At 65.1% G+C, this 20,825-nt stretch carries 24 protein-coding genes; 9 read left to right on the top strand and 15 right to left on the bottom strand.

The genetic code is table 11. The annotated features are described in order from the left end of the window. Positions 1–103: 103 nt before the first annotated feature. The 6 genes from ACR64R_RS04115 to ACR64R_RS04090 all read right to left on the bottom strand — a co-directional run bounded on the left by ACR64R_RS04115 (position 104) and on the right by ACR64R_RS04090 (position 4,621). Positions 104–637, bottom strand: coding sequence for a carboxymuconolactone decarboxylase family protein (locus ACR64R_RS04115; RefSeq protein ID WP_487360412.1), 534 nt, complete (start codon positions 635–637; stop codon positions 104–106). Between the two features lie 5 nt (positions 638–642). Then, positions 643–1,065, bottom strand: coding sequence for an OsmC family protein (locus ACR64R_RS04110; RefSeq protein ID WP_487360411.1), 423 nt, complete (start codon positions 1,063–1,065; stop codon positions 643–645). 225 nt (positions 1,066–1,290) lie between these two features. After that, complete coding sequence (locus ACR64R_RS04105) at positions 1,291–2,823, bottom strand: acid phosphatase (protein ID WP_487360410.1); 1,533 nt, start codon at positions 2,821–2,823, stop codon at positions 1,291–1,293. A 147-nt stretch (positions 2,824–2,970) separates the two neighbouring features. Further along, positions 2,971–3,120 carry a hypothetical protein gene (locus ACR64R_RS04100; protein WP_487362593.1) on the bottom strand — a complete coding sequence of 50 codons (150 nt, stop codon included), beginning with the start codon at positions 3,118–3,120 and terminating at the stop codon, positions 2,971–2,973. Positions 3,121–3,146: 26 nt separating this feature from the next. Continuing rightward, on the bottom strand, positions 3,147–3,734 hold the full coding sequence (locus tag ACR64R_RS04095) for a dihydrofolate reductase family protein (protein WP_487362373.1): 588 nt from the start codon (positions 3,732–3,734) through the stop codon (positions 3,147–3,149). Between the two features lie 23 nt (positions 3,735–3,757). Beyond that, complete coding sequence (locus tag ACR64R_RS04090; RefSeq protein ID WP_487360409.1) at positions 3,758–4,621, bottom strand: NmrA family NAD(P)-binding protein; 864 nt, start codon at positions 4,619–4,621, stop codon at positions 3,758–3,760. 99 nt (positions 4,622–4,720) lie between these two features. Between ACR64R_RS04090 and ACR64R_RS04085 the strand changes: the two genes are divergently transcribed. Continuing rightward, complete coding sequence (locus tag ACR64R_RS04085) at positions 4,721–5,137, top strand: winged helix-turn-helix transcriptional regulator (protein WP_487360408.1); 417 nt, start codon at positions 4,721–4,723, stop codon at positions 5,135–5,137. Positions 5,138–5,247: 110 nt separating this feature from the next. Here ACR64R_RS04085 and ACR64R_RS04080 read toward each other — a convergent pair whose 3' ends face one another. The 3 genes from ACR64R_RS04080 to ACR64R_RS04070 all read right to left on the bottom strand — a co-directional run bounded on the left by ACR64R_RS04080 (position 5,248) and on the right by ACR64R_RS04070 (position 6,373). Further along, positions 5,248–5,466: a hypothetical protein gene (locus ACR64R_RS04080; protein ID WP_487360407.1), complete on the bottom strand. Its 219-nt coding sequence runs from the start codon at positions 5,464–5,466 to the stop codon at positions 5,248–5,250. 443 nt (positions 5,467–5,909) lie between these two features. Next, on the bottom strand, positions 5,910–6,056 hold the full coding sequence (locus tag ACR64R_RS04075) for a hypothetical protein (RefSeq protein ID WP_487360406.1): 147 nt from the start codon (positions 6,054–6,056) through the stop codon (positions 5,910–5,912). A 98-nt stretch (positions 6,057–6,154) separates the two neighbouring features. Next, complete coding sequence (locus ACR64R_RS04070) at positions 6,155–6,373, bottom strand: hypothetical protein (RefSeq protein ID WP_487360405.1); 219 nt, start codon at positions 6,371–6,373, stop codon at positions 6,155–6,157. 182 nt (positions 6,374–6,555) lie between these two features. On the opposite strand from ACR64R_RS04070, the gene ACR64R_RS04065 reads away from it, so the two are divergent. Next, positions 6,556–6,993 carry a YqaA family protein gene (locus ACR64R_RS04065; RefSeq protein WP_487360404.1) on the top strand — a complete coding sequence of 146 codons (438 nt, stop codon included), beginning with the start codon at positions 6,556–6,558 and terminating at the stop codon, positions 6,991–6,993. Here ACR64R_RS04065 and ACR64R_RS04060 read toward each other — a convergent pair. After that, positions 6,990–7,532, bottom strand: coding sequence for a phosphatase PAP2 family protein (locus ACR64R_RS04060; protein ID WP_487360403.1), 543 nt, complete (start codon positions 7,530–7,532; stop codon positions 6,990–6,992). The two genes, ACR64R_RS04065 and ACR64R_RS04060, sit on opposite strands and share 4 nt — an antisense overlap. Before the next feature lie 38 nt (positions 7,533–7,570). Here ACR64R_RS04060 and ACR64R_RS04055 point away from each other — a divergent pair, with 38 nt between their 5' ends. Together ACR64R_RS04055 and ACR64R_RS04050 are read left to right on the top strand one after the other, a co-directional pair. Beyond that, positions 7,571–8,053, top strand: a complete 483-nt coding sequence (locus ACR64R_RS04055; RefSeq protein ID WP_487360402.1) for a DUF2127 domain-containing protein — start codon at positions 7,571–7,573, stop codon at positions 8,051–8,053. A 269-nt stretch (positions 8,054–8,322) separates the two neighbouring features. Beyond that, entirely contained in the window at positions 8,323–8,823 is a 501-nt protein-coding gene (locus ACR64R_RS04050; protein WP_487360401.1) for a hypothetical protein, read from the top strand. 81 nt (positions 8,824–8,904) lie between these two features. Here ACR64R_RS04050 and ACR64R_RS04045 read toward each other — a convergent pair whose 3' ends face one another. After that, the gene (locus ACR64R_RS04045; protein WP_487360400.1) at positions 8,905–10,425 is read right to left on the bottom strand and encodes a multicopper oxidase family protein; all 1,521 of its coding nucleotides are present in this window, start codon (positions 10,423–10,425) and stop codon (positions 8,905–8,907) included. A 577-nt stretch (positions 10,426–11,002) separates the two neighbouring features. On the opposite strand from ACR64R_RS04045, the gene ACR64R_RS04040 reads away from it, so the two are divergent. Both ACR64R_RS04040 and ACR64R_RS04035 read left to right on the top strand, forming a co-directional pair. Further along, positions 11,003–12,529 carry a DUF2778 domain-containing protein gene (locus ACR64R_RS04040; RefSeq protein ID WP_487360399.1) on the top strand — a complete coding sequence of 509 codons (1,527 nt, stop codon included), beginning with the start codon at positions 11,003–11,005 and terminating at the stop codon, positions 12,527–12,529. A gap of 235 nt (positions 12,530–12,764) precedes the next feature. Then, positions 12,765–14,006 carry a glycosyltransferase gene (locus tag ACR64R_RS04035; protein ID WP_487360398.1) on the top strand — a complete coding sequence of 414 codons (1,242 nt, stop codon included), beginning with the start codon at positions 12,765–12,767 and terminating at the stop codon, positions 14,004–14,006. Between the two features lie 2 nt (positions 14,007–14,008). Here ACR64R_RS04035 and ACR64R_RS04030 read toward each other — a convergent pair whose 3' ends face one another. After that, positions 14,009–14,764 carry a bestrophin-like domain gene (locus ACR64R_RS04030; RefSeq protein WP_487360397.1) on the bottom strand — a complete coding sequence of 252 codons (756 nt, stop codon included), beginning with the start codon at positions 14,762–14,764 and terminating at the stop codon, positions 14,009–14,011. Positions 14,765–14,906: 142 nt separating this feature from the next. Between ACR64R_RS04030 and ACR64R_RS04025 the strand changes: the two genes are divergently transcribed. The 3 genes from ACR64R_RS04025 to ACR64R_RS04015 all read left to right on the top strand — a co-directional run bounded on the left by ACR64R_RS04025 (position 14,907) and on the right by ACR64R_RS04015 (position 17,282). Continuing rightward, complete coding sequence (locus ACR64R_RS04025; protein ID WP_487360396.1) at positions 14,907–15,692, top strand: ThuA domain-containing protein; 786 nt, start codon at positions 14,907–14,909, stop codon at positions 15,690–15,692. 103 nt (positions 15,693–15,795) lie between these two features. Then, positions 15,796–16,854 carry a Gfo/Idh/MocA family protein gene (locus tag ACR64R_RS04020; protein ID WP_487360395.1) on the top strand — a complete coding sequence of 353 codons (1,059 nt, stop codon included), beginning with the start codon at positions 15,796–15,798 and terminating at the stop codon, positions 16,852–16,854. Positions 16,855–16,877: 23 nt separating this feature from the next. Then, the gene (locus ACR64R_RS04015) at positions 16,878–17,282 is read left to right on the top strand and encodes a GFA family protein (protein WP_487360394.1); all 405 of its coding nucleotides are present in this window, start codon (positions 16,878–16,880) and stop codon (positions 17,280–17,282) included. Positions 17,283–17,322: 40 nt separating this feature from the next. On the opposite strand, the gene ACR64R_RS04010 is transcribed toward ACR64R_RS04015, so the two are convergent. From ACR64R_RS04010 to ACR64R_RS04000, 3 genes are all read right to left on the bottom strand, one after another. Beyond that, entirely contained in the window at positions 17,323–18,045 is a 723-nt protein-coding gene (locus ACR64R_RS04010; protein ID WP_487360393.1) for a 3-keto-5-aminohexanoate cleavage protein, read from the bottom strand. A gap of 169 nt (positions 18,046–18,214) precedes the next feature. Further along, complete coding sequence (locus ACR64R_RS04005) at positions 18,215–19,147, bottom strand: dimethylarginine dimethylaminohydrolase family protein (protein ID WP_487360392.1); 933 nt, start codon at positions 19,145–19,147, stop codon at positions 18,215–18,217. A gap of 33 nt (positions 19,148–19,180) precedes the next feature. After that, entirely contained in the window at positions 19,181–20,776 is a 1,596-nt protein-coding gene (locus ACR64R_RS04000) for a zinc-binding metallopeptidase family protein (protein ID WP_487360391.1), read from the bottom strand. Positions 20,777–20,825: the final 49 nt, after the last annotated feature.

Here is a 20,825-nt window from a genome sequence, read left to right as displayed (position 1 = left end):
CCAAAGTGGAGCGGAGGCGATTTGGGGACCACCCGATTCCTGCGGAGGCGGGCGAGATTGTCGGAGAGGCCGGCGGGACAGCGGGGGCGCGAAGGATCGCGGCCTATGTCTTGTCCTTGGGCCGATACCCCTCCAACTCCGGATCGAGATCCACCTTCACCGCGTTGGTGAACACGCAGGTCGCCACCATGATGCCGGCGAAGGCGACGAGGTTGACCAGCAGCGTTTCGTCGTAGCGGGCCTTGAGCGCGGCCCAGGTTGCGTCGGGAACCGCATTGGCGTCGGCGGCGACCGCCTTGCCGAAATCGATCAGCAGCGCCTCGTCGGGGGTCGGGTCGATCGCCTCGGGGTCGAGTCCGCCGCCGATCAGCGCGCGTCGGAAGAAGGTCACGGGGATCTCCGCGCGCATCGTCTCGGCGATCGCCTTCGAGAACAGCCAGATGGCGCGGTCGTCCACGATGGGCTTGAGCAGGTCGCGCAGCGTGAACCATTCGGCGTAGATGCGGTGCGCGGCCGGCGAATGCAGCAGGATGCGCTTCATGTTGGTCATGCGGCCACGTAACGCCAACTCGCGGTCATGTTCGGCGCGGATGTCCTCGGAGGCGGTCGCGTAGTCGATCGGCGAAAGATGCGCCATCGCGCTCACCCCAGCGTCGCGTGCAGCGCCGGCGCGCCGCGCAGCGTGTTGGAGACGGTGCAGATGTCCTCGGCGTCCGCCAGGATCCGCTCTTTCGTCGCGGCGTCGAGATCTCCCGTGATTTCCAGTTTGACGGTAAAGGTCTCGACCCGCGACGGTTCGTCCTTCGCTTTCTCGCCGGTGACCTGCGCCCTCACCTCGCCAAGCCGGTCGGCCACGCCAAGACGCGTGGCGGCGATGCGGGCGCTAAGCACCATGCAGGCGGCGAGCGAGGCATAGAGCAGGTCGAGCGGGTTGAAGCCCGGCGCGCTCACCGCCGTCACCACGTCCACGATGCCACCGGTCGGCGTCGTTACCGCCGGCAGGCCGCCCTGCGGCAGGACGGCGGAGGCGCCGGTGGTTCTGGTGCGGATTTTGAGCTCAGCCATCGAATGTCTCCAATTTGGAGCCCATTGATAGCGGACGGGAATTCACTGGGGCAATCGCCGAGGCGGGCCGCAGGCGGTTGGCGTTTACTCGCCCCCCATGAAAGTGGGGAGAAGTAGCTTGGCGAAGCCAAGACGGAGAGGGGGAGCGCACTACTAGCCCCTCTCCGTCCGCTTTTCGGACGCCTCCCCCCGTCTCCGGGGGCGAGGAACCCAAGTCCTGAAACGCTACTTCGTCAGATCGATCGCCGCCGTCAGGTCGCCCATCGGCGGCTGGTCGTTGTCGCGCAGCGCCTTGTCACGGGCGACGATGCCCGGCAGCACCGGCAGGTCGTAGCGGTTGGTGATGAAGCGCAGGATCGAGGTGGTGTCGTACTGCGTGTGGTCGACCGTGCCCAACTTCGCATAGGGCGAGATGATCAAGGCCGGGACGCGGTTGCCTGGGCCCCAGCGATCCGCCTTGGGCGGCGCGACGTGATCCCAGAAGCCACCATTCTCGTCATAGGTGATGACGACGAGCATATGCGGCCATTGCGGGCTCTTCTCCAGATGCGCGACGAGGTCGGCCAGGTGCTGGTCGCCCGAGATCACTTCGGCATAGCCGGCATGTTCGTTGAGGTTCCCCTGCGGCTTGTAGAAGGCGACCGCGGGCAGCTTGCCGTCGTCGATGGCCTTGATGAACTCGACGCCGCCGAGGCCGCCGTCCTTGAGGTGCTCGGCGCGCGCGGCCGTGCCCGGCGCATAGGCGGCGAAATAGTTGAAGGGCTGGTGATGGAACTGGAAGTTCGGAACGGGTGTGGCGTTCTTGCCGTCGAGCGCCGCCTGCCAGGCGCCTGAATACCAGGCCCAGGAAACGCCCTTCAGCGACAGCAGGTCGCCGATGGTGATCTCATGCTGCGGCGGCAGCGTGGTCGGCTGAGCCGGGTCGGCAAACGCCTTGTCGCCGCCCTCGGCCGGCTTGTTGGCGCTCGGCTGATAGGGAGGCTGCATGGTGTTGACGGCGTAGAAGTCGGGGGTGATGGCGCCGTCATTGGCGAATTTCGGCACGCCGCCCAGCGCCGAAGGCGGCGAATTGTCGGCCGATTTCAGCGTCACGCCGTCCTGCTCGACGATGGCGATCTGCCCCTTCGCCGGGCTGGTGTCGGCATGCGGATAGTAAGGCGCGCAGGCGCAGGCGAGCATGAAATGGTTGAGGAAGGAACCGCCGAAGGCGCCCTGGAAGAAATTGTCGGCCAGCACGTATTTCTTGGCGATGTTCCACACCGGCAAGTTGGAGCCGTCATAGTGGCCCATGACGAGCGAGCCGGAATCGGCCCAGGCGACGAACTTGTCGTTCCGGCCGCCGTCGATCTGCATCTGCTCCTGATAGAAGCGGTGCCAAAGGTCGTGCGTGACGACCTTGGTGCCCTCGTTGAAACCCTTTGCATCGTCGATGGCGAAGACGGCATTGGGAAGATGCGCGCTCTGCCCTTCCGTCACCGCCGGCGTGACGCCCTTGCCGGTCAGTCCGCCCCAGGCCGGCGGCAATTCGGCAAGCGGCTTGCCGTCGCGGTCGAGTTGGCGCGCCTGCTCGGGAGAAACGTTGGCCAGGCCGTTGGCGCCGGGGAAGCCGCCATAAAGATTATCGAAGCTGCGGTTCTCGGCGTAGATGACGACGACTGTATCGATCTTGTCGTAGCCGGGAGGAGCCGCGTGAGCGGCGGCGCAGAGCGATGCCAGCGCCGTGGAAGCGAGGCAAACGGAAAGAAAGGACCTGGTCATGTTGGGGTGCCTCGTGGCTGGGGAATGGCTGGAGGACAGCAATGCAGCAAAGCAACCGCATCGATGACCGGCTACTTCGGCGCCTTGTCACCTTTGTGACAGTTGCGCCCCGGCCGAACACGGTTTCGTGAGCGGGAAACCCAGCCATCAAAGCGCCGCCTGCAGGTAGCGCAGCGACGGCACGGCGAGAACGTCGGGCTGGTCGAGCCTAGGCCCGCCCATCTCGACCGGCGAGGCCGGGGCCGATCCGAAGGCGTGGTCGGGATCGTGGCAGGACGAGCTGCCGGATTGATTCAAGGCGATGCGATCTCGATTTTTCCCTCTCATCGCGCCGGGGCGTAGCGGCTCACCACCATTCCGCTGGCATAGGGCTTCGAGCCGAGGAGCTTCAACCTGGAAAAGCCGCCCTGGTCGAAGATGCGGCGGCCGCTGCCCAGAACCGCAGGATTGATGAAGAGCTGGAACTCGTCGACCAGGCCGGCGGCGATCATCGCCGACCCGAAGCTCGCGCCGCCGAACACGGCGATGTCGCCGCCATCGTCTTGCTTCAGCGCAGCGACCTCTCGGGGCAAGTCGCCGCTGACGACCCGCGTGCGCTCCCAGCGCGATGTTTCGAGCTTGTCGCTCGCCACCACCTTCTGCGCCTCCACGATGCGTTGCGCGAAGGCATAGAACGGGTCCTTCGGATATTTCCTCGCCGCGTTGCCCCAATGGGTCAGATATCCCTCTTCGGCCATCTTGCGGCTCAAGAGGATGGTGTCGACGGTCTCGAAGACGCTGTTGAAGTCCTGCCTCAGTTCCTCGTCCCAAGCGCTGTCGTCGCTCCATTGCCAGAGCTGCCAGCGACGGTCCTCGTCGGCGCCGACGAAACCGTCGACCGAGATCTGCATCTGAAGGATGAGCCTTTTCAGGATCGTTCTCCTCGTTTTCGATTTCAGGCGGGTTTGCCAGAGCGGGCGAAGTTCTCGGCCCAGGACTCGAAGCTTGTCGGCGTGGCGTTTGCGGCCGAAGGCGCTTCTAAGGCCCAGCGCTCAGCCTTGTTGAAGCTCGCCGCCGTCTCGCCGAGCGCATCGGCAAAGCTGGCCGACAGGCCGTTGGCTATCATGCCGGCACGGGCATCGGCGAAGCGCGCGGCATGGTAGGTCACCTCCTTGCCGATCGCCCGGCCGAGAATCGCGGTCGCCTGTTCCAGCGTGTAGTAGCCGCCGCCATGCAGTTCGATGACGCGTTGGCCGAAGGCGTCTTCGGCGTCGAGCAGCGCGGCAGCGCGCTCGCCGACGTCTTTTGCGGCAATCAACGGCATCGGCAGGTCGCCGCGGAAGGGCGAAGCGAAGGTGCCGGACGCCGCCTGCTCGACGAAGCCCATGCCCTTGACGAAATTCTCCATGAAGAAAGAGGCGCGCATAAATACGAGCTCCTCCAGGCCCAGCGCAGCGAGGCGCTCTTCCATCAGCGCGGCGCCGAGCGAGGTGCCCATCTTGAGATGGGCGTTGAGGCCGCTGAGCAGCACGACGCGACGCAGGCCCGCCTTGGCGATGGAAGACGCCAGCCGGGCGCCGGCCTCGTCCTCGAAGCGATGCAGATCGGGCGCGGTGACATCGAAGGGAACCATCACGTAGGCGCGGTCGGCGCCCGCGAAGGCGGCGTCGAGCGCCGCCTGGTCGTCGAGCGCGACGCCAAGGCTGCGAGCCACGCCGCGCACTTTGTGCCCTACCCTGGCCAGCCGCGCCGAGACCTCGGCACCGACTTCACTGGTTGCGCCCACGACGACGGTGGTGGGGTTGGCTTGCTGGTCCATGACGGCCCCCTCTCTCAAATGCTTTACTTTTGCAATCATTTGACGCATAGGCAAGAATGATGTCAATAGTAAAGTGATTTAAAAACGGAAGCATAGAGAATGTCGACCAAGGGACGGTCCGGCTGTCCGATCAATCTCTCGCTGGAACTGCTCGGCGACCGCTGGACGCTGCTCATCATCCGCGACCTCGTCTTCGCTGGGAAAAGGCATTTTCGCGAGTTTCTGCAATCGGACGAAGGCATCTCGTCACGTACGCTGGCCGAACGCCTGCAGACTCTGGTCGACGAAGGCATCCTCACCCGTAGCGACGACCCCAGCCACGGGCTGAAAGCGATCTACCGACTGACCGAGGCCGGCATCGACCTTTTGCCGGTGCTGGCAGCGCTGGGCGCCTGGGGCAGCAAGCATCGAAGGGCCGACGATAAGCTCGCGCAGATCGCCAATGACCTGGCCGCAGGCGGCCAGTTCGCACTTGAGCGAACAAAGGAGACGCTCAAGGCGGAACATCTGGGGTAGCGAAGGCGGAATATCGCACTCCGCCGGCGACGTGTGCGATCGGCGGTTGTGCCCAAACACCTGGGGTCAACAGGCCACCTTGCATGGCGCGTTTAATGCGCCCTCGCCCGCTAGCGAGCCCGTGCTCCATGCAAGACCGGCTCAAGCGGCTCCGCGGCGGGCGGCTCTCCGGGCAATCCCAGCCTCAGCCGCTCCTCCTCGGCGAAGCTCTCGGCCTGGGATTGAATATCGAACAATTGTTGCGTCAGCCTGCCGCCGTCGACGACGCGCACGATCCATTGGCCATTGACGGCTTTTACGCGGACACCATCTGGCTCGGCCGTTACCATATACAGCTCCTGTACAGCTCCTGCCCCTTGGGTCGAACTATTGGTAGCCGACACAATACGATCTGGAGCGCCAAAAGTTGCCGGAAAGCTGATCTGATTGGACTTTAGTGCAAAGGACTCGCCACATTCGATATGTTTGGGGCATCCGGGGGATAAAAGCGATTAGGGCAATTCGGATGACCCGCGGCAACCTGCGTGAGAAGACGCATAGCGGCGGCACGGCGACGGCCCGGCTGCCTTTGGGGGGTGATTGGGTTCGGCGGCCGGGCCTGACCGGAGTTTGCGAGGCCGCCGGCTGCCGCAAGGATGCGCTTGCGCCCGGCCGAGGGCAAGAACGACCTAGGCCCTAGGACCAAAGCAGCAAGGAGCCTGGCCGAGACGGGCCGCGAGGAGGCGGATCGACCGGCAGCGCGTGGACCGAATGGATGCGAAAGCCGGCCGCGTCAGAAACCAAAATAATGCCGGCCGACCAGATAGCCGAGCGCCGCGACCACCAGCGGAAACAGCGCCGGCGCCGCCTTGCTGAACAGCGAGGAGCTTATCTCCTTCGCGGGAGCGCTAGGCCTGGCATTGCCGAGGTTCTTGGTCATGAACTCATTGCCGCTTTGGGCTGACTGCCGGTTGAGTCATTAAATTAGCAATCGCTTATTAAGTTTCCGGCAAGGCCAACGCTACAATTGTCGGCAATTTATTCCGATTGCCGAGTGCGCTCGGCAAGCGCGAAGGCCTGGAGGTTACGCGCCTTGCCGGGGTCCTGGTCGGCATTGGAGATAATGGCGTGGAAGGCAGCGCGGGCGATGTCCTTCTTCTTGACGCCGGGGTGCTCCTTGCGCACCGCTCTGACCAGTTCCTTCGGCGTCATGCCGGGGTTGACGAGGCGCATCAGCGTATCGCCTATGGCCTGCAATTGGCTGGCATCCATAGCGACTAGGCCCTGTTTTGCATTTATGAGCCTATCAAATTGCGGGGGGCGTGCGCGTCGCTTTTGTGATACCCGCCGGCTAAAATCGAAGCCGGGCGATGGCCTCCATGACCCGAGTCGAGGATGATCGGTAGCCGAAATGGCCAAAGGCGAACTGACGGGCCGCAATGCTTGGTGATCTTGCCGCGTTCGGCGGACTTTTCCTGACCGCCTTCGTCGCCGCGACCATTCTGCCGCTGCAATCGGAAGCGGTGCTGGTTGGCCTGCTCCTGGCCGGCACTCATTCGCCCATGGCGCTGGTTCTGGTCGCGACAATCGGGAACGTGCTGGGTTCGACGGTCAACTGGCTGCTGGGCCGCGGTATCGACCGCTTCCGCGACCGCAAATGGTTTCCGGCAAAGCCCGCCGCGCTCGACCGCGCGGCGGCGCGCTACCACCGTTATGGAAGATGGAGCCTGCTGCTCAGCTGGGTTCCGGTCATCGGCGATCCGCTGACGGTGATTGCCGGCGTGCTGCGCGAACCCCTATGGAGCTTTCTCGCCATCGTCACCGTCGCCAAGGCCGGCCGATACTTGGCGGTGGCAGCCGCAACCCTTGGCCTCTAAAAGATCTTCGTGGCGAAGGCATCCAGCCGTGAATTCTCGCGATAGCAAAGCCGCACCGCCAGGGCGGCCGCGATCCCGGTGGCCGCGCCTCCAACGACGTCGCCAGCATAGTGGATACCGATATGGAGCCGCGACCAGCAGATCAGGATGGCCATGACGAGCAAGGCAAGCGTGCGGCGCGGCAGCGCCTGCATGGCGAAGGCGGCGACGATGGCCATGCTGGCGGTCGCGTGATCGGACGGGAACGACCAGTCGGCGCTTGGAGCAATCAAAAGATGCGTGACACCGGCGTCGTAAGGCCTGATCCGGTGGACGAACAAGAGGATGACCTGGTTGATCGCCAACCCGAGCAGGAAGGCAAGTCCGGCGGACAGGCAGGCATGGCGTACATGGGCGCGGTCGGTCCTCGACCACCATTGCAGGGCGACCGCAACCACCATCAGCGGCACTCCGATTTGTGAGATGGCGATCATTGTCCTATCAAGGAACGGACTGACGCCGGCAGCCGAGTTGATCCAGTGTGTGAGAAAACCGTCCATTCCTGTCTGATTTCCCTGGCCTATCGTGAGGTAGATCGTTGAAGCCCGCCGGCGAGCATCGCATTCACCAGCTCTTTGAGGTCGGCGTATGGCTGAAAGGCGCCCATGCCTTGATCGAGTGCGCCGGCGGCATCCTGCTCTACCTCGTCACCACCCAAACTATCGCCTCATGGGTCAACATGCTCACCCAGGAGGAATTGATCGAGGATCCCAACGACTTCATTGCCAGCCATTTGTCGCGGATGGCCGCCGGATTCTCGATCGCGAGCAAGGAGTTCTATGCCTTCTACCTGCTCAGCCACGGGCTGATCAAGCTCCTGCTGGTCATCGGCCTGCTTCGCGGCAAGCTGTGGTCCTATCCGGCCTCGCTGTTGGCGCTCGGCGCCTTCATGGCCTACCAGATGTACCGCTACTCCTACACGCATTCCCCCGGCCTGCTCGTGCTGACCGTCTTCGACGTGGCCGTCATGTGGCTGATCTGGCATGAGTGGCGCGTGGTGCGACGCCATCGATCCGCCTGACGGGGCGAAATCAAGGCAAGTATGGCCGCTCCGCGTAGATCATGGACTTTGGTCTGTAATCTTGTCGGTATAAGGTCTTATCTCCGCCTTAAGGGCCTTCGATTCAGATTTTCTGACATCAATCAGGAATAATCGTCCAAAGGCCGACGTTGCCTTCAGGTTAGCAACGGAGGTTCATTATGCCGAAATTGATTTCATCTCGATTCTTCTGGCTGGCAATGCGCGCGTCAACCGCGCTCGCATTTGCGGTTGCACCGTACCATCTAGCCTTGGACACTGCCGCCAAGATCGGGCCAGCGGCCGCCTACGCGAACGGAGGCGATGGTGGCGGCGGCGGCGGCGATGGTGGCGGTGGCGGCGAAGGCCATGGCGGCAGTTCAGGCTCCTCCGGCGGTTCCGGGTCGAGCGGCGGCTCCGGCTCAGGCGGCAATTCCGGCCCTGGCGGTGGTGACGACGGCGGCAGCTCCGGGAGTGGCGGCGACGACGGCGGCAGTGGCGGCGATGACGGCGGCAGCTCCGGCAGCGGCAGCGACGACGGTCCGGGCGACGACCATGGCGCAGACAGCGTCGGTGATCACAACCAGGAGCATGCCGACCAGTTGACGGGCGACAAGGTCGAGGTGGCCGGCAACAACATCGAAGTCACTCATCCCGACGGCACCAGGGAAGAGATCGAGAACGGCCGCTTCGAACAGAAGGACGCCACCGGCCAAACGATCGTCGAGCGCCCGGCGACACCGGAAGATGTGGCAAGGCTGCAAGGCCTCTGAGATCAGGCCTCCCGCAACAAAGCGGCACCGGGATCGCCCCGCCGTCGGGCGGGGCGACTTCTTCAGGGCGAGCGCCGAACCTCACGCCCGCACGTCGACGATGCCCATCATGCCGAGCTGCTCATGCTCCAGAATGTGGCAGTGATACATTCGCGGTCCCGGTTGCTCCTGGCGCGTGAGAATCCGCACCGTCTCGCGGCGCGCCACGTTGACCGTGTCCTTCCACGCCAGATAGGGCGGCCTGGACACGTGGCCGTCGCGCTCCCGCTCGACCACCTGGAACTGCGTGCCGTGGAGATGGAACGGATGGTCCATGTCGCTCTGGTTGACGATTTCCCAGAGCTCGACGTCGCCAGCCCGGGCAACGAAGTCGATGCGCCCCATGTCGAATGCCTTGCCGTTGATCAGGAAGTCCATTCCCATGCCCGCGGCATTCATCGTCATGGCCTCGGTGAGGACGAGGCGTCGGCTAACGGTGGGAGCCCCGAGCGGTGCGATGGGCCTCAGCCGTTCCGGCAGCGGCGGCATCGCTGCCGATGGCGATTCGGAAACATCGACCGTAAGCAGCGTCAGCCCCGCGTCCGACGGCCGGCCCGGCCCCATCCAGCCGCGGTCATAGTCGAGTGTGGCGAGCGTGGCGGCGCCCGGCCGGTCGAAGGCGACGACCAACTCGGCGCGCTCGGCCGGGCCGAGCAGGAGCTCGTCGACAGCGACCGGCGCCTCCAGGAGGCCGCCATCGCTGCCGATGACGGTCATCGAGGCGTTGGCGAAGGCGAGCCTGAGGAAGCGCGCATTGGTGGCGTTGTAGAGCCGCAAGCGCCGTTTGGCACCCAACGCCACTGCCAGTTTCGGGTTCTTCTGGCCATTGACCAGCACATGGTCCCCGACCCGGCCGTTCATCATGTCGATCATGGTGTTGTCGGGCATTGTGCCATCGGCGGCAAGGCGAAGGTCGGTAAACATGAGCGCGGTGTCGCCATAGGCGGCCGGGACCGGATCGGCCTTCGCCTTGACGACGAAGGCGCCGGCGAGGCCGCGATAGACCTGCTCGGCCGTCCGGCCATGCGGATGCGGATGATACCAGTAGGAGCCGGCTGAGCCCACGGGCAGCTCGAAAGCGTAGACGCGGTCGGCGCCAGCCGCCACCGGATCCATCGGATTGCCGTCCTGATCGGCCGGCACCGGCATGCCGTGCCAGTGGATGGTGCTTTGCTCGCCCTCGATCCGGTTGGCGAAGGTGATCTCGACGCGGTCGCCTTCATGGGCGTCGATCAGCGGCCCCGGGCTCGTGCCGTTATAGGCGAGGATCGGCGTGTCCTGACCGTCGATGAAGCGCGCCGTGGCTGGCTCGGCTGTCAACCTTGCCTTGAACAGCCCAGGCGACCCGGCCTCATTGGCAAGCAGCGGCAATTCGCGCAGCGCCTCGCCCTCCGGCAGCGCGGCGGAGGCCCCGCCCACGGCGCCCCCCATGGCGCCCATGTCATGGCCCGCATGGTCTCCCATATCCATGCCGGGCATGCCGTCCATCTTCATCTGCGCCAGCGCGCGAGATCCCGACAGGGTCGCTGCCAGGCCCGCCACCAGAAAGCCGCGTCGGTGCATTTTCCGTCTCCTCGATCGTGTCTGGGATGGCGCCGCCAGGACGACCCTCCAACACACGCTACGGGTTCCAGCAACTGGAAGGTCAAGCGCAAATCGAACAGGGTTGGACAGGGTTACGCCGGGTTCCGCCTGGCCCAAAAACAAATGCCAGGACAGCCGCGCGACTTGCTTCCGCTGCCGTTTTTTAACCCCAATCGCCCTCTAGCCGGCTGAAGATGCTGCGGTTCCGGTGTTCACGGTTTCTTGACAGAGGCTGGAAAAACGGGCAGCAAAGCGGGTGAGGGAGAGCATTTTTACCGTGGCGAAGACCATGGAAGGCTCTTTTTTCGTGTGGACCGTCGCCAAATCGGCGATTGGTGGAGGGATTGGTTAACCATCTTTGTCCATCTTTTGAATCAATCGGCAACAGACGCGAGTAGGTGCAGGGGGCACCGGCGAACTGTGATCGTGACGGGTGCCAGGTCAGCAAACCGGCATGCCGATTGAGAGTGGTCGTATGGCGTTTTTGCGTTTGAAAAACCGGGGTGACGCTCCTTATGGGGAGGTAGCTTCGAAGAAGTTCGGTTCTCGTTGGGTCGTGGTGCCTGCTGTCGGCGCCGCCCTCGCCTTATGGTCGGCCGCCACCCTGGCGGGGCTCTATTCGGTGAGCACCTCGCTGACCGCCGCCTCCAACGGATTGCCGCAAGGCCTGCTTTCGCTGCGCACCATAGCGCTTGGCGACCAGCGCCGGCAGATCGCCAATGCCTGGGCGCCGCACCTTGCCGTCGCCGGCGGCTACAAGGCTGGCTCGCTCACAGGCGGCTGCGATGCCGGCTGCTTCAGCCTCGCGGCAAGCTTCAGGCATGACAGCCAAGCTTCTGAAAAGCCGAGAAATGAAGACCACGGCGGCAAGACGGCGCGCCTCAAGCTGCCGGCGCCCGACAGCGTGGCGCAGGAAAAGGTCGTGGTGGTGGCTTCGGCCGCTGGAGCCGCAGACCGCTTCGATGGCGTGGTGAAGCGCGCGGCGCTTTCGCCGCAGAAGCTTGCCGATGCCTTTGCCCGCGCCGAGAAGGCGCCCTTCCTGCTTGCCAGCCTGCCTTCGGCGAGCCGCTTCGGCGGCGCCCAACCGGACGCCCCGATCGAGGCCCGCTTCGGTTCGCCGCCGGCCGAAATCGCCGGCGCTTCCGAACTGGCGCTGGCGCTCGCCAACATCGCGCCCGAGGACACGGCCGACGTTCCGACCGCCGTCGCGCTGCAAAACGGCGATACGCCCGATGTCGCCGGCAATGCGCAGAATGGCCAGGACGGCGAGTATCAGGTCGCCTCACTGCCGCCGCAGGACGATTTGCCCGACACCATTGCCGTGCCCGGGCTTCGCCCCCGCACAACACTTGAACGCGCCACCGAGACGCCAGAACAGAACGCGGCCAGGCCGAGGAAGCCGGAGGCGGTGAAGCCTCAGGCGGCCAAGCCGCAGCCGGTCGCGCCCGACACCGCGCAAAGCACGCCGACTGCGGCCTCGCCGAGAAGCGGCAACCAGGCACTGCCGGGCGTACCGGATTCGAAGCCGATGGTGGCGGATTCCAAACCTGGCAAGCGCAAGGCGCAGGCATCCGAGATGCTCGCCTACGCCAGGCCGGACACGCCGGAGCGCGGCGGGCTCGGCAACGCCTTCCGTAACCTGTTCAACGGTCCTTCGATGGGCAATGGCGTCGCCGTCTACGATATTTCGGCGAGGACCGTTTACATGCCGGACGGCTCCAGGCTCGAGGCCCATTCGGGACTGGGCTCGATGGTCGACCAGCCGCGTTTCGTCGACCGGAAGAATGTCGGCCCGACGCCGCCGGACACCTACAATCTGTCGCTGCGGGAATCGCGTTTCCACGGCGTCGAGGCAATCCGGCTGACGCCGGCCAGCGGCAGCAACAAATATGGCCGCAACGGCCTGCTTGCCCACACCTACATGCTGCGCGGCGGGCGTGCGGAATCCAATGGCTGCGTCGTCTTCAAGGACTATCACCGCTTCCTTGCCGCCTACAAGAGCGGCAAGATCAAGCGCCTTGTCGTGGTCCCGCGCCTGACAAGGTCCCCTACTCAGGTCGCCCAGGAAGGCCGCCAGGGTTAAGTCATGCCTGAGCCGGCGCGCTGGTCGCCGGCTGCTGTCGATCCCCACTTGCCCATCCAAAAGGCCTGGCGCCAAGACGCGCCCGGACGTGCGGTCGCTTCGAGGCTGGCGATAGTCACAATCCGGGAAGCAACAACGACCTTCCCAGGATGTAGATATGGCGCAGCCCGGGCTTGCGGCAAGGCCCCCGCCATGGCGTATCAACCCTGCTCCGAAAACCACAACGGAGCATCAAATGCGGATTTTGTTATCGACCTACGGCTCGCGCGGCGATGTCGAGCCGCTCGCAGCGCTGGGCGCGGCTTTGCAGGTGCTAGGCGTCGAGGCCAGGGTGAGCGCGCCCGGCGACGAGGAGTTTGCCGCCCTTCTGGCCCGTGCAGGCGTGCCGCTGGCGCCGGCCTTCGCGCCGGTGCGCGAATGGGCGAAGGAAATGATCAACCGGTCGCGATCGGCATCGCCCGGGGACCGGGCCAGGCTCATTTCCGGCCAGGCGGTCGAGATCGTCGCCAGGCAATATGAGGCGCTGAGCGCCGCTGCCGAAGGCTGCGACATGGTGGTGGCGTTCGGCCTTTTCCCGTCCTGCGCCGCCGCGCGGCTGGTCGCGGATCAACGCGGCATGCGCTACATGCTCGGCACCTTCTGCCCGATTTGGCTGCCGTCGCCGCACAACCGGCCTCACGAATATCCGAGCCATCCACTGCCGTCCGGCGTGACCGACAACCGGCTGCTGTGGGAGATGGACATCCGCACCAAGAACGCCCTTTTCGGCGAGGCGATCAACGGCCACCGTGCGTCGCTTGGTTTGCCCCCGGTGCAGAATGTCCGGGACTACGTCTATGGCGATACGGTGCTGCTCGCCTGCGACCCGACGCTCGGGCCATGGCTGCCCTCCGACCTGATCGATGCCGCGCAGACCGGCGCCCTCATCCTGCCGGACGAACGGCCCCTCCCCGACGGGCTCAAAGCGTTCCTCGATGCCGGCCCGCCGCCTGTCTATGTCGGCTTCGGCTCGATATCGGTCGCCAAGGACGCCGGGCAGGCGGCCATCGAGGCAATCCGCGCCAAGGGCTTTCGCACGGTGCTCGCGCGTGGCTGGGCCGGGCTTGGCCCCATCGACAACGGAGGCGACTGCCTCGCCATCGGCGAGGTCAACCAGCAGGCGCTATACGGCCGCGTCGCCGCCGTCATCCATCACGGCGGCGCCGGCACCACCGTCGCCGCCGCGCGGGCAGGAGCGCCGCAGGTGATCGTGCCGCAGATCGGCGACCAGCCCTATTGGGCGAAGCAGGTGGCCGAGCTCGGCATCGGCGCGGCGCATGACGGGCCGGCGCCGACGGCGGCCTCGTTGTCGGCGGCATTGGATATCGCCCTGGCGCCGGACGTTCGGGTTCGCGCCCGCGAGCTGGCCGGAGCGGTCCGCGCCGACGGCGCCAAGGCTGCGGCGGAGTGGCTGGTGGGTGCCTTGGCCCGGCAGTGATCTCACTGCTTCAGTTCCGCCAGCGCCCGTTGCAGCGGCGCTGGCGAGACCTGGATCGGGCCGGAGAACGGCGTATCCATGTCCATGATCAGATAAAGCGCCGCGGCCGCCAGCGCGCTTGAGACGATGAAGGTGCCGACAATGGTCGCGTTGCGCGGCGCGCGGAAGCTGAAGCTGGCGAAGATCAGCGTCAGCCATGCGACGAGCAGGCAGATCAGCGGCACGGGGAGCACGCCTTCTGACTGCTCAGCCAGCACCCAGCGCATTTCGATCACCTTCTGGAGTTGCTGCGTTGCGTTCTGTTGCGCGGCCAACCGCTTCGCGTCCGCAGGCGCGAGCGCCTCCAGCCTGTCGCCGATTTGGTTGAGCAGCAGTTCGGAGAGCTTGTTCGGGACGACGGTCGTGCTGCCGTCGTTGGCGGTAGTGTCGACCACGCGTTGGGCATAGGCGCCAAGCAACTCACGGGCGCCATTCGCCTCGGGGCCATATAGTCGAAGCGCGCGGTCGAGCAGGATCAGGTCTGTCGAAAAGGTGTGGACGTTACGATCGATCGACTCGAACGTGTTCTTGGCCGAGTTGATCATCAGGCCGAGCACCAGCGACGACATCACCACGAATAGGTTTGCGGCAAGCCGGACCACCGCGCTGGTGTCGTCCTGGCGATGATGCTCGGGAAAGCGCGGGTAGACCATCAGGCTGGCCAGCGCTGCCCCGGCCAGACATGCAAAGATCGCCACCCCCACAAGCACTTCGCCCATCGCTCATATTGCACACGGGAAGGGACGCTTGCCAATCGGGTACGAAGGCCTGGCAGCGCGATGTCGAAAACCGCTTTCAATACCGAGCGAAGGCGCTATCTATGACGCGGGCGGCGGCTCCCTATCAATCACGAGGCTATCCATGACAATCCGCGCTGTCGTCTGGGGCGAGAACATCCATGAGCGGACCAACGAGGTGGTCGCCGGCATTTACCCCGAGGGCATGCACACAACCATCGCCAGGGCGCTGAACGCCGACAAGTCGATCTCGGCCTCGACCGCGACGCTGGAGCAGCCCGAGCACGGCCTGCCGGAATCCCGTCTAGCGGAAACCGACGTGCTGATCTGGTGGGGTCACAAGGACCATGGCGCTGTGGCCGATGAGGTGGTCGAGCGCGTGGCGCGCAGGGTCTTCGAGGGCATGGGGCTGATCGTGTTGCACTCCGGCCATTTCTCGAAGATCTTCAAGCGACTGATGGGCACGCCATGCACGCTGAAATGGCGCGAGGCGGGCGAACGCGAGCGGCTGTGGGTGACGAGCCCCAGCCATCCGATCGCGGAAGGCGTGGGCGAATTCTTCGAGCTGGAGAACGAGGAGATGTATGGCGAGCAGTTCGCCGTGCCGGAGCCGCTGGAAACCGTATTCATCTCCTGGTTCCAGGGTGGCGAGGTGTTCCGCTCGGGACTGACCTACCGGCGCGGCGCCGGCAATGTGTTCTACTTCCGCCCGGGACACGAGACCTATCCGACTTATCACGATGCGACGGTCCAGAAAGTGCTGCGCAACGCGGTGAAGTGGGCGCACAACCCGCAAGGGGCGAAGCCGGCCATCCTCAATGCGCCGAACGTGCCGGTCGAGAAGGCGCTGGAGCCGATCGAGGAGCGCGGGCCCAAGCTTCACGGGCATGGCGAGGCCGGCTTCCGCTGAAAAAGACCCTTCCCTGCTTCACCTGGGATTGCGCGTACACAGCGCCTGGGTCACATTCGCCTCATATGATTGAATCGAACCAAATCGCCCGAAGGAGCAGACAATGAGGCTTTTGATCCTGGGTACCGGGTGGATGGCGCAGGAACACGCCCGCCGCTTCGGCGCGATCGAGGACGTCGAACTGGCGGCGGCCGTCGATGTCGATGAAAAGCGCGTGGGCGGATTCGCCGATGGCTTCAATATCCCGAAGCGCTTCACCTCGCTGGAGGCGGCGCTCGACTGGGGCGATTTCGACGCGGTCGCCAATGTCACGCCCGACCGCATCCACCACCCGACCACCATGGCGCTCGTCGCCGCCGGCAAGCCGGTGCTGTGCGAGAAGCCGCTGGCGGAAGATTTCGCCAAGGCAAACGAGATGGCCGATGCGGCGGAAGCCGCCGGCATCGTCAACATGGTCAACCTCACCTATCGCAACGTGGCCGCGCTGCAGAAGGCGCGGCAGATGGTGCAGACCGGCGAGATCGGCACCGTGCGCCATGTCGAGGCATCCTACCTGCAGAGCTGGCTTGTCTCGAAATTCTGGGGCGACTGGCGCACCGATCCGAAATGGCTGTGGCGGCTGTCACGCGGCCACGGCTCCAACGGCGTGCTCGGCGATGTCGGCATCCACATCCTAGATTTTGCGAGCTATGGCGCGGCGCTGGACATCGACCATGTGTTCTGCCGGCTGCGCGCCTACGACAAGACGCCGGGCAACCGCATTGGCGAGTACCAGCTCGATGCCAATGACAGTTTCGCCATGACGCTCGACTTCGCCAACGGCGCCTTCGGCGTGGTGCATGCCAGCCGTTGGGCCACCGGCCACATCAACGAACTGCGCCTGCGCATTTATGGCGACAAGGGCGCCGTGGAGGTCGTGCATAATCTCGACGGTTCGGCTCTGAAGGCCTGTATCGGCGCCAATGTGGAGAACGGCAAATGGGAAGAGCTCGATGCCGGCGAGGTGCCGACCAACTACCAGCGCTTCGTCGAGGCGGTGAAGAGCGGCGTGCAGACCGAACCGAGCTTCCGCCATGCGGCGGGCCTGCAAAAGGTGCTGGACCTTGCCGTGCTCTCCAACGATAGGCGCAGGGAGTTGAGGGCCAACGCGGATACGCAGTAAGGTTCCGGTGGGAGGAACCTCAAATGGTCACGCGTCGCGCCGAATGTTCCTGCGGCCAGCTGTCAGCCACCTGTTCGGGCGAGCCGGTTCGCATCTCGGTGTGTCACTGCCTCGATTGCAAGCGGCGCACCGGCAGCGCCTTCAGCTACAATGTCCGCTTTAGCGAGGCGGACGTTTCCATAGAGGGACGATCGGCGCAGTTCACGCGTGTCGGCGAGCTCGGCGGCCGCGTGACCTACGGTTTCTGCCCGGATTGCGGCACCACCGTCCACTACCAGATAGACACACAGCCCGGCCTGGTTGCCATCCCGGTCGGCGCCTTCGCCGATCCGTCCTTCCCCCCACCCTTCCAGTCCTTCTATCACGACAGCCGGCGCTGCGAATGGGTTGAGATAACCGCCCAGCCTCTGACGAAATTCGCTCGCTGATTCCCTTCCTTGGCCCGAACGGCGAAGAGAGGACCCAGGATCAATTTCCGCGATAGATCCTCACCGCTGCCGCAACCAGCGCCGCATTGCCATCCGCCACGCTGCCGTCCGGCAATTCCTTGCCATCCTCCAGGCCGACCCGCGTCGAAAGCTTCCGCGCCGCAGCCCTTTCGACAAAGGGCCACACGGTAGCGTTCTCGCCATGCAGCAGGATGGAGCGGCGGATGCCGGCACGTTGCAGCACTTGTTCGATGCCGTCCGCCACGGCAAAGGCTTCGTCCAGCATCTGCTCCGAAATCTCGATCAGCACGCGCAACACGCGCCCGCCATGGTCGAGGCCGACCAACCGTTCGGCGTCGGCGATGGAAGCGAGCCCGGCCTCGATGCCGATGCCGCGCTGGCGCAGGCTTTCCATGACGATCGGCGCCGCCGTCTCGCTGAGATTGACCGAGGCATAGTCTGGCAGCTCGCGCCAGCCTGAGATGGCGACCAGGGTGCGAAGGTCGTCCCTCTCGATCCAGGCGCCGGTTGAGACACCGATCAGGGTGCCCGGGCAGGCGCGGCGGAGCGCTGCGACCATCTTGTCCATCGCCTCCGGCGCCAGGCTCTCGCGGCCGTCGGCGCCGCGCGCATGGACATGCAACTCGGCCGCCCCCGCCGCGATCGAGGCCGCGGCGTCGCGCTCCATGGCCTCAGGGTCGAGCGGCAACGCAGGATGGAAATCGGCGGGGCGGGCGCCGTTGATGCAGGCCTGGACGATCATCGCTGCGGCAATCCTGTTTCGGCTGCCGCAAGCCTAGCGCAAGGCCGAGCCGGCCGGAAACCGGCCCGATTAAATCTCCTGACAGACAGCGACAAACAAGAAGCGATGTCCCCTGGTGAACTGACCAGGGGCCACGGCCGCCCAGCGATTGCCGGGCTTTGGAAGTGCGTCAGGCAGGCACGCGCTTCAGGGCCTGCGCCATGCAGTGGATGCCGCCGCCGGTCTTGGAGATTTCGCTCATGTCGACCGCTGCGACCTCGAAGCCGCGCGCCTTCAACTGACCGATGAGGCTCTTGCTGGAGGTCGGCGCGATCACCCTGTCCTTGCCGAGCGACATGAAGTTGCAGCCGAGCGCCATGGTGTCCTGGAAGGGCACGTCGATGATCTCGTGGCCCTTGCCCTTCAGCCAGTCGACGATGCCGGGCTCGGTGCAGGCAAGGCAGACGGCCGTCAGTTTCTCGGCGATCGGCACAACCATCAGGTCGATGTGGACATAGTATTCGTCGATGAAGGCGAGACGCGTCTCCCATCCTTCCTTGTCGAACCATTCCTTCACCTGGCGGGCGCCCTCTTCCTGCGTGCGGGCGCCGCCGCAGCCGATCAGCACCACGCCCTCCTCGATGACGTTGAAGTCGCCGCCCTCGAACGTGCCGGCCGTGACCATGTCGTAGATCGGGATCCCGAGCTTCTCATAGGTACGGATTGCGGCGTAGTTCTCGCCGCGCCGCCACCAGTTGGCCATGGCGGTGATGAAGGCGCCGTAAGGCGTCATCACGCTGGAATCGCGCGAATAGACCTGCATCGGCAGTTCCGGCGTCGGCTCGTGCCAGTGGATGTTGACGCCGAAATGCTCGTAGGCGGCGACGAGGTCCTTGTGCTGCGCCTGCGCGATCTGGACGTTGCAGGGCGCCTCGCGAAGATGTTTTCTTGACAGCGAGCTGGTCGACAGATGGCGCAGGAAGTTCGGCGAGCCGAGCAACACGTCGGTCAGCACATCGGTCTCGTTGGCGAAGCCCCAGGCGGTCAGCGGCTTGGTGCCTCCATTGGGATTGCGGCGCTGCAGCGAGAACGGCTCGGCGACAATGCGGTCATGGACGGTCATGGAGTTCTCCTCTGGACTGTTGTGTTTATCGGGTCATGCCATGGAGCCGGCCGGGATCCACCAGTCGCGTCCACGCGGCGTGGTGACATATTCCGGCCAGCGGAAGTTGATCGGCGGATCATAGTCGCAGAGCGGCGCGATCCAGTTCGATCCGCCGACGCCGCCCCCGGTTCTCCTGACGAACTCGTCCATGGCGGCGTCGCGCGCGGCCTTGTCTTCCAGCAGGCGCAGCGCGGTCAGCGCGACCGTTTTGGCGGCGCAGGTGACCATCGGGTCGATGGTGGCGGGGATCCCGCCTAGCGCGTTCGTAGCCCAGGATGGATAGACGTGGCCCTTGGCTGCTCGCAGCGCGGGGCGGGCAATATAGAAGCGCGATGTGGGCGCGTGCCAGCTCATGTCGGTGTAGTCGTCGGAGGTGGAGTTCACCTGCGACGGCGGCAGGTCGCGCCGCAGGATCGCTTCGGCCTCCCGCGGCGCGATCAACCGCTCCAGTTCGTCGATGAAGGGATTGTCTGTCGCCTCGCCGCCGGCATTGACCTGGACCTCCCGGGCGACTGCTCTCGCCGCCTCGTCCCAACGAGGCGCCCCGACTGTGGACAGCGCCTGATAGGTGATGTCGGCCATGGCGTGGTTGGCGAGCCCGGGCCGCGACTTCGACACCCAGTGCCGCTCGTGGCGGCAGCCGCTCATCATGGCGGCCGCTTCCGCGTTGCGGTCGAGCACGGCGGTCACCTGCTCGGCCATAGCAATGGTCGGCACGCGGATCATGTACTGGATCTCGGCCAGACCCGCCGGCAGGTTATCCGCGGTCGCCTGGCCGGCCGTGAGGATCGCCTCGCTGATCGACCAGCCGCCCTGATGCGTCAGCATGGAATCGCGCAACGCCTTGGAGGCCATGTACATCATCATCAGCGCGTCGTTGGCGCCGGGCGCCCTGACCGCCGAGTGCGCCTGCGGGATCGGCGCGCCATCGCTTGCCGCGCGGCCCCAATTCTCGGGCTCGTCGCAGATGAAGCGGTAAATCATCGCGTAGGCCGCGCCGCAATGCGTTTCCCAGCGCGCGGTGTTGCAGAGCGGCAGCATGTAGAAGGGATGGAAGGAGATCATGCCGGCAAGGCCGTCATAATAACCTCTCGCCGCATGGATCGGCTTGGAGCCCCTCACCTTCTCCGCCGGCTCACCCGTGAAGCGCAGCGTGCCCTTGATGCCATGCTCCAGCATCGCCGCCTTGGTGGCCAGAAGCCCGCCGAGGCTGCCGATGCCGAGGCCCGAATGCGGATCGGTATGGCCGCCGGCTTCCACGCCCAGGCCCTCGCGCGGCCTTTTCACCGTCGCGGCGTCCTGGCAGTTGCCGGGCACGGCGTCGTACTCGCCATACATGCCGATCACCGGGCCGTCGCCATTTGTCCAATGGGCGCAGAAGGCCGTCGGCATGCCGCCGGAGCCTTCCTCGACCGAAAAGCCCTCGCGCTTCAGCCGGTCGACATACCAGGCGGCCGACTGGTACTCGCGCCAGGCAGTCTCGCCGAAATCGAAGATGGTGCGCGTCCAGGCCGACAGCAGCGGCTGGATGCTGTCGATGCAGGCAAGCGCGGTTTCTTGCGCCGAGGTCGTCGCCGGTTTCTCCATGGCTCAAAGAAAGCAGTGAAGCGGCTCATCAAAAAGTGATATGTTTTCC

Source organism: Mesorhizobium sp. MC2-1-1 (genome assembly GCF_057597255.1).
The sequence above is the reverse complement of the archived record's forward strand: the minus strand, read 5'-3'. Positions and strand labels throughout refer to the sequence as shown.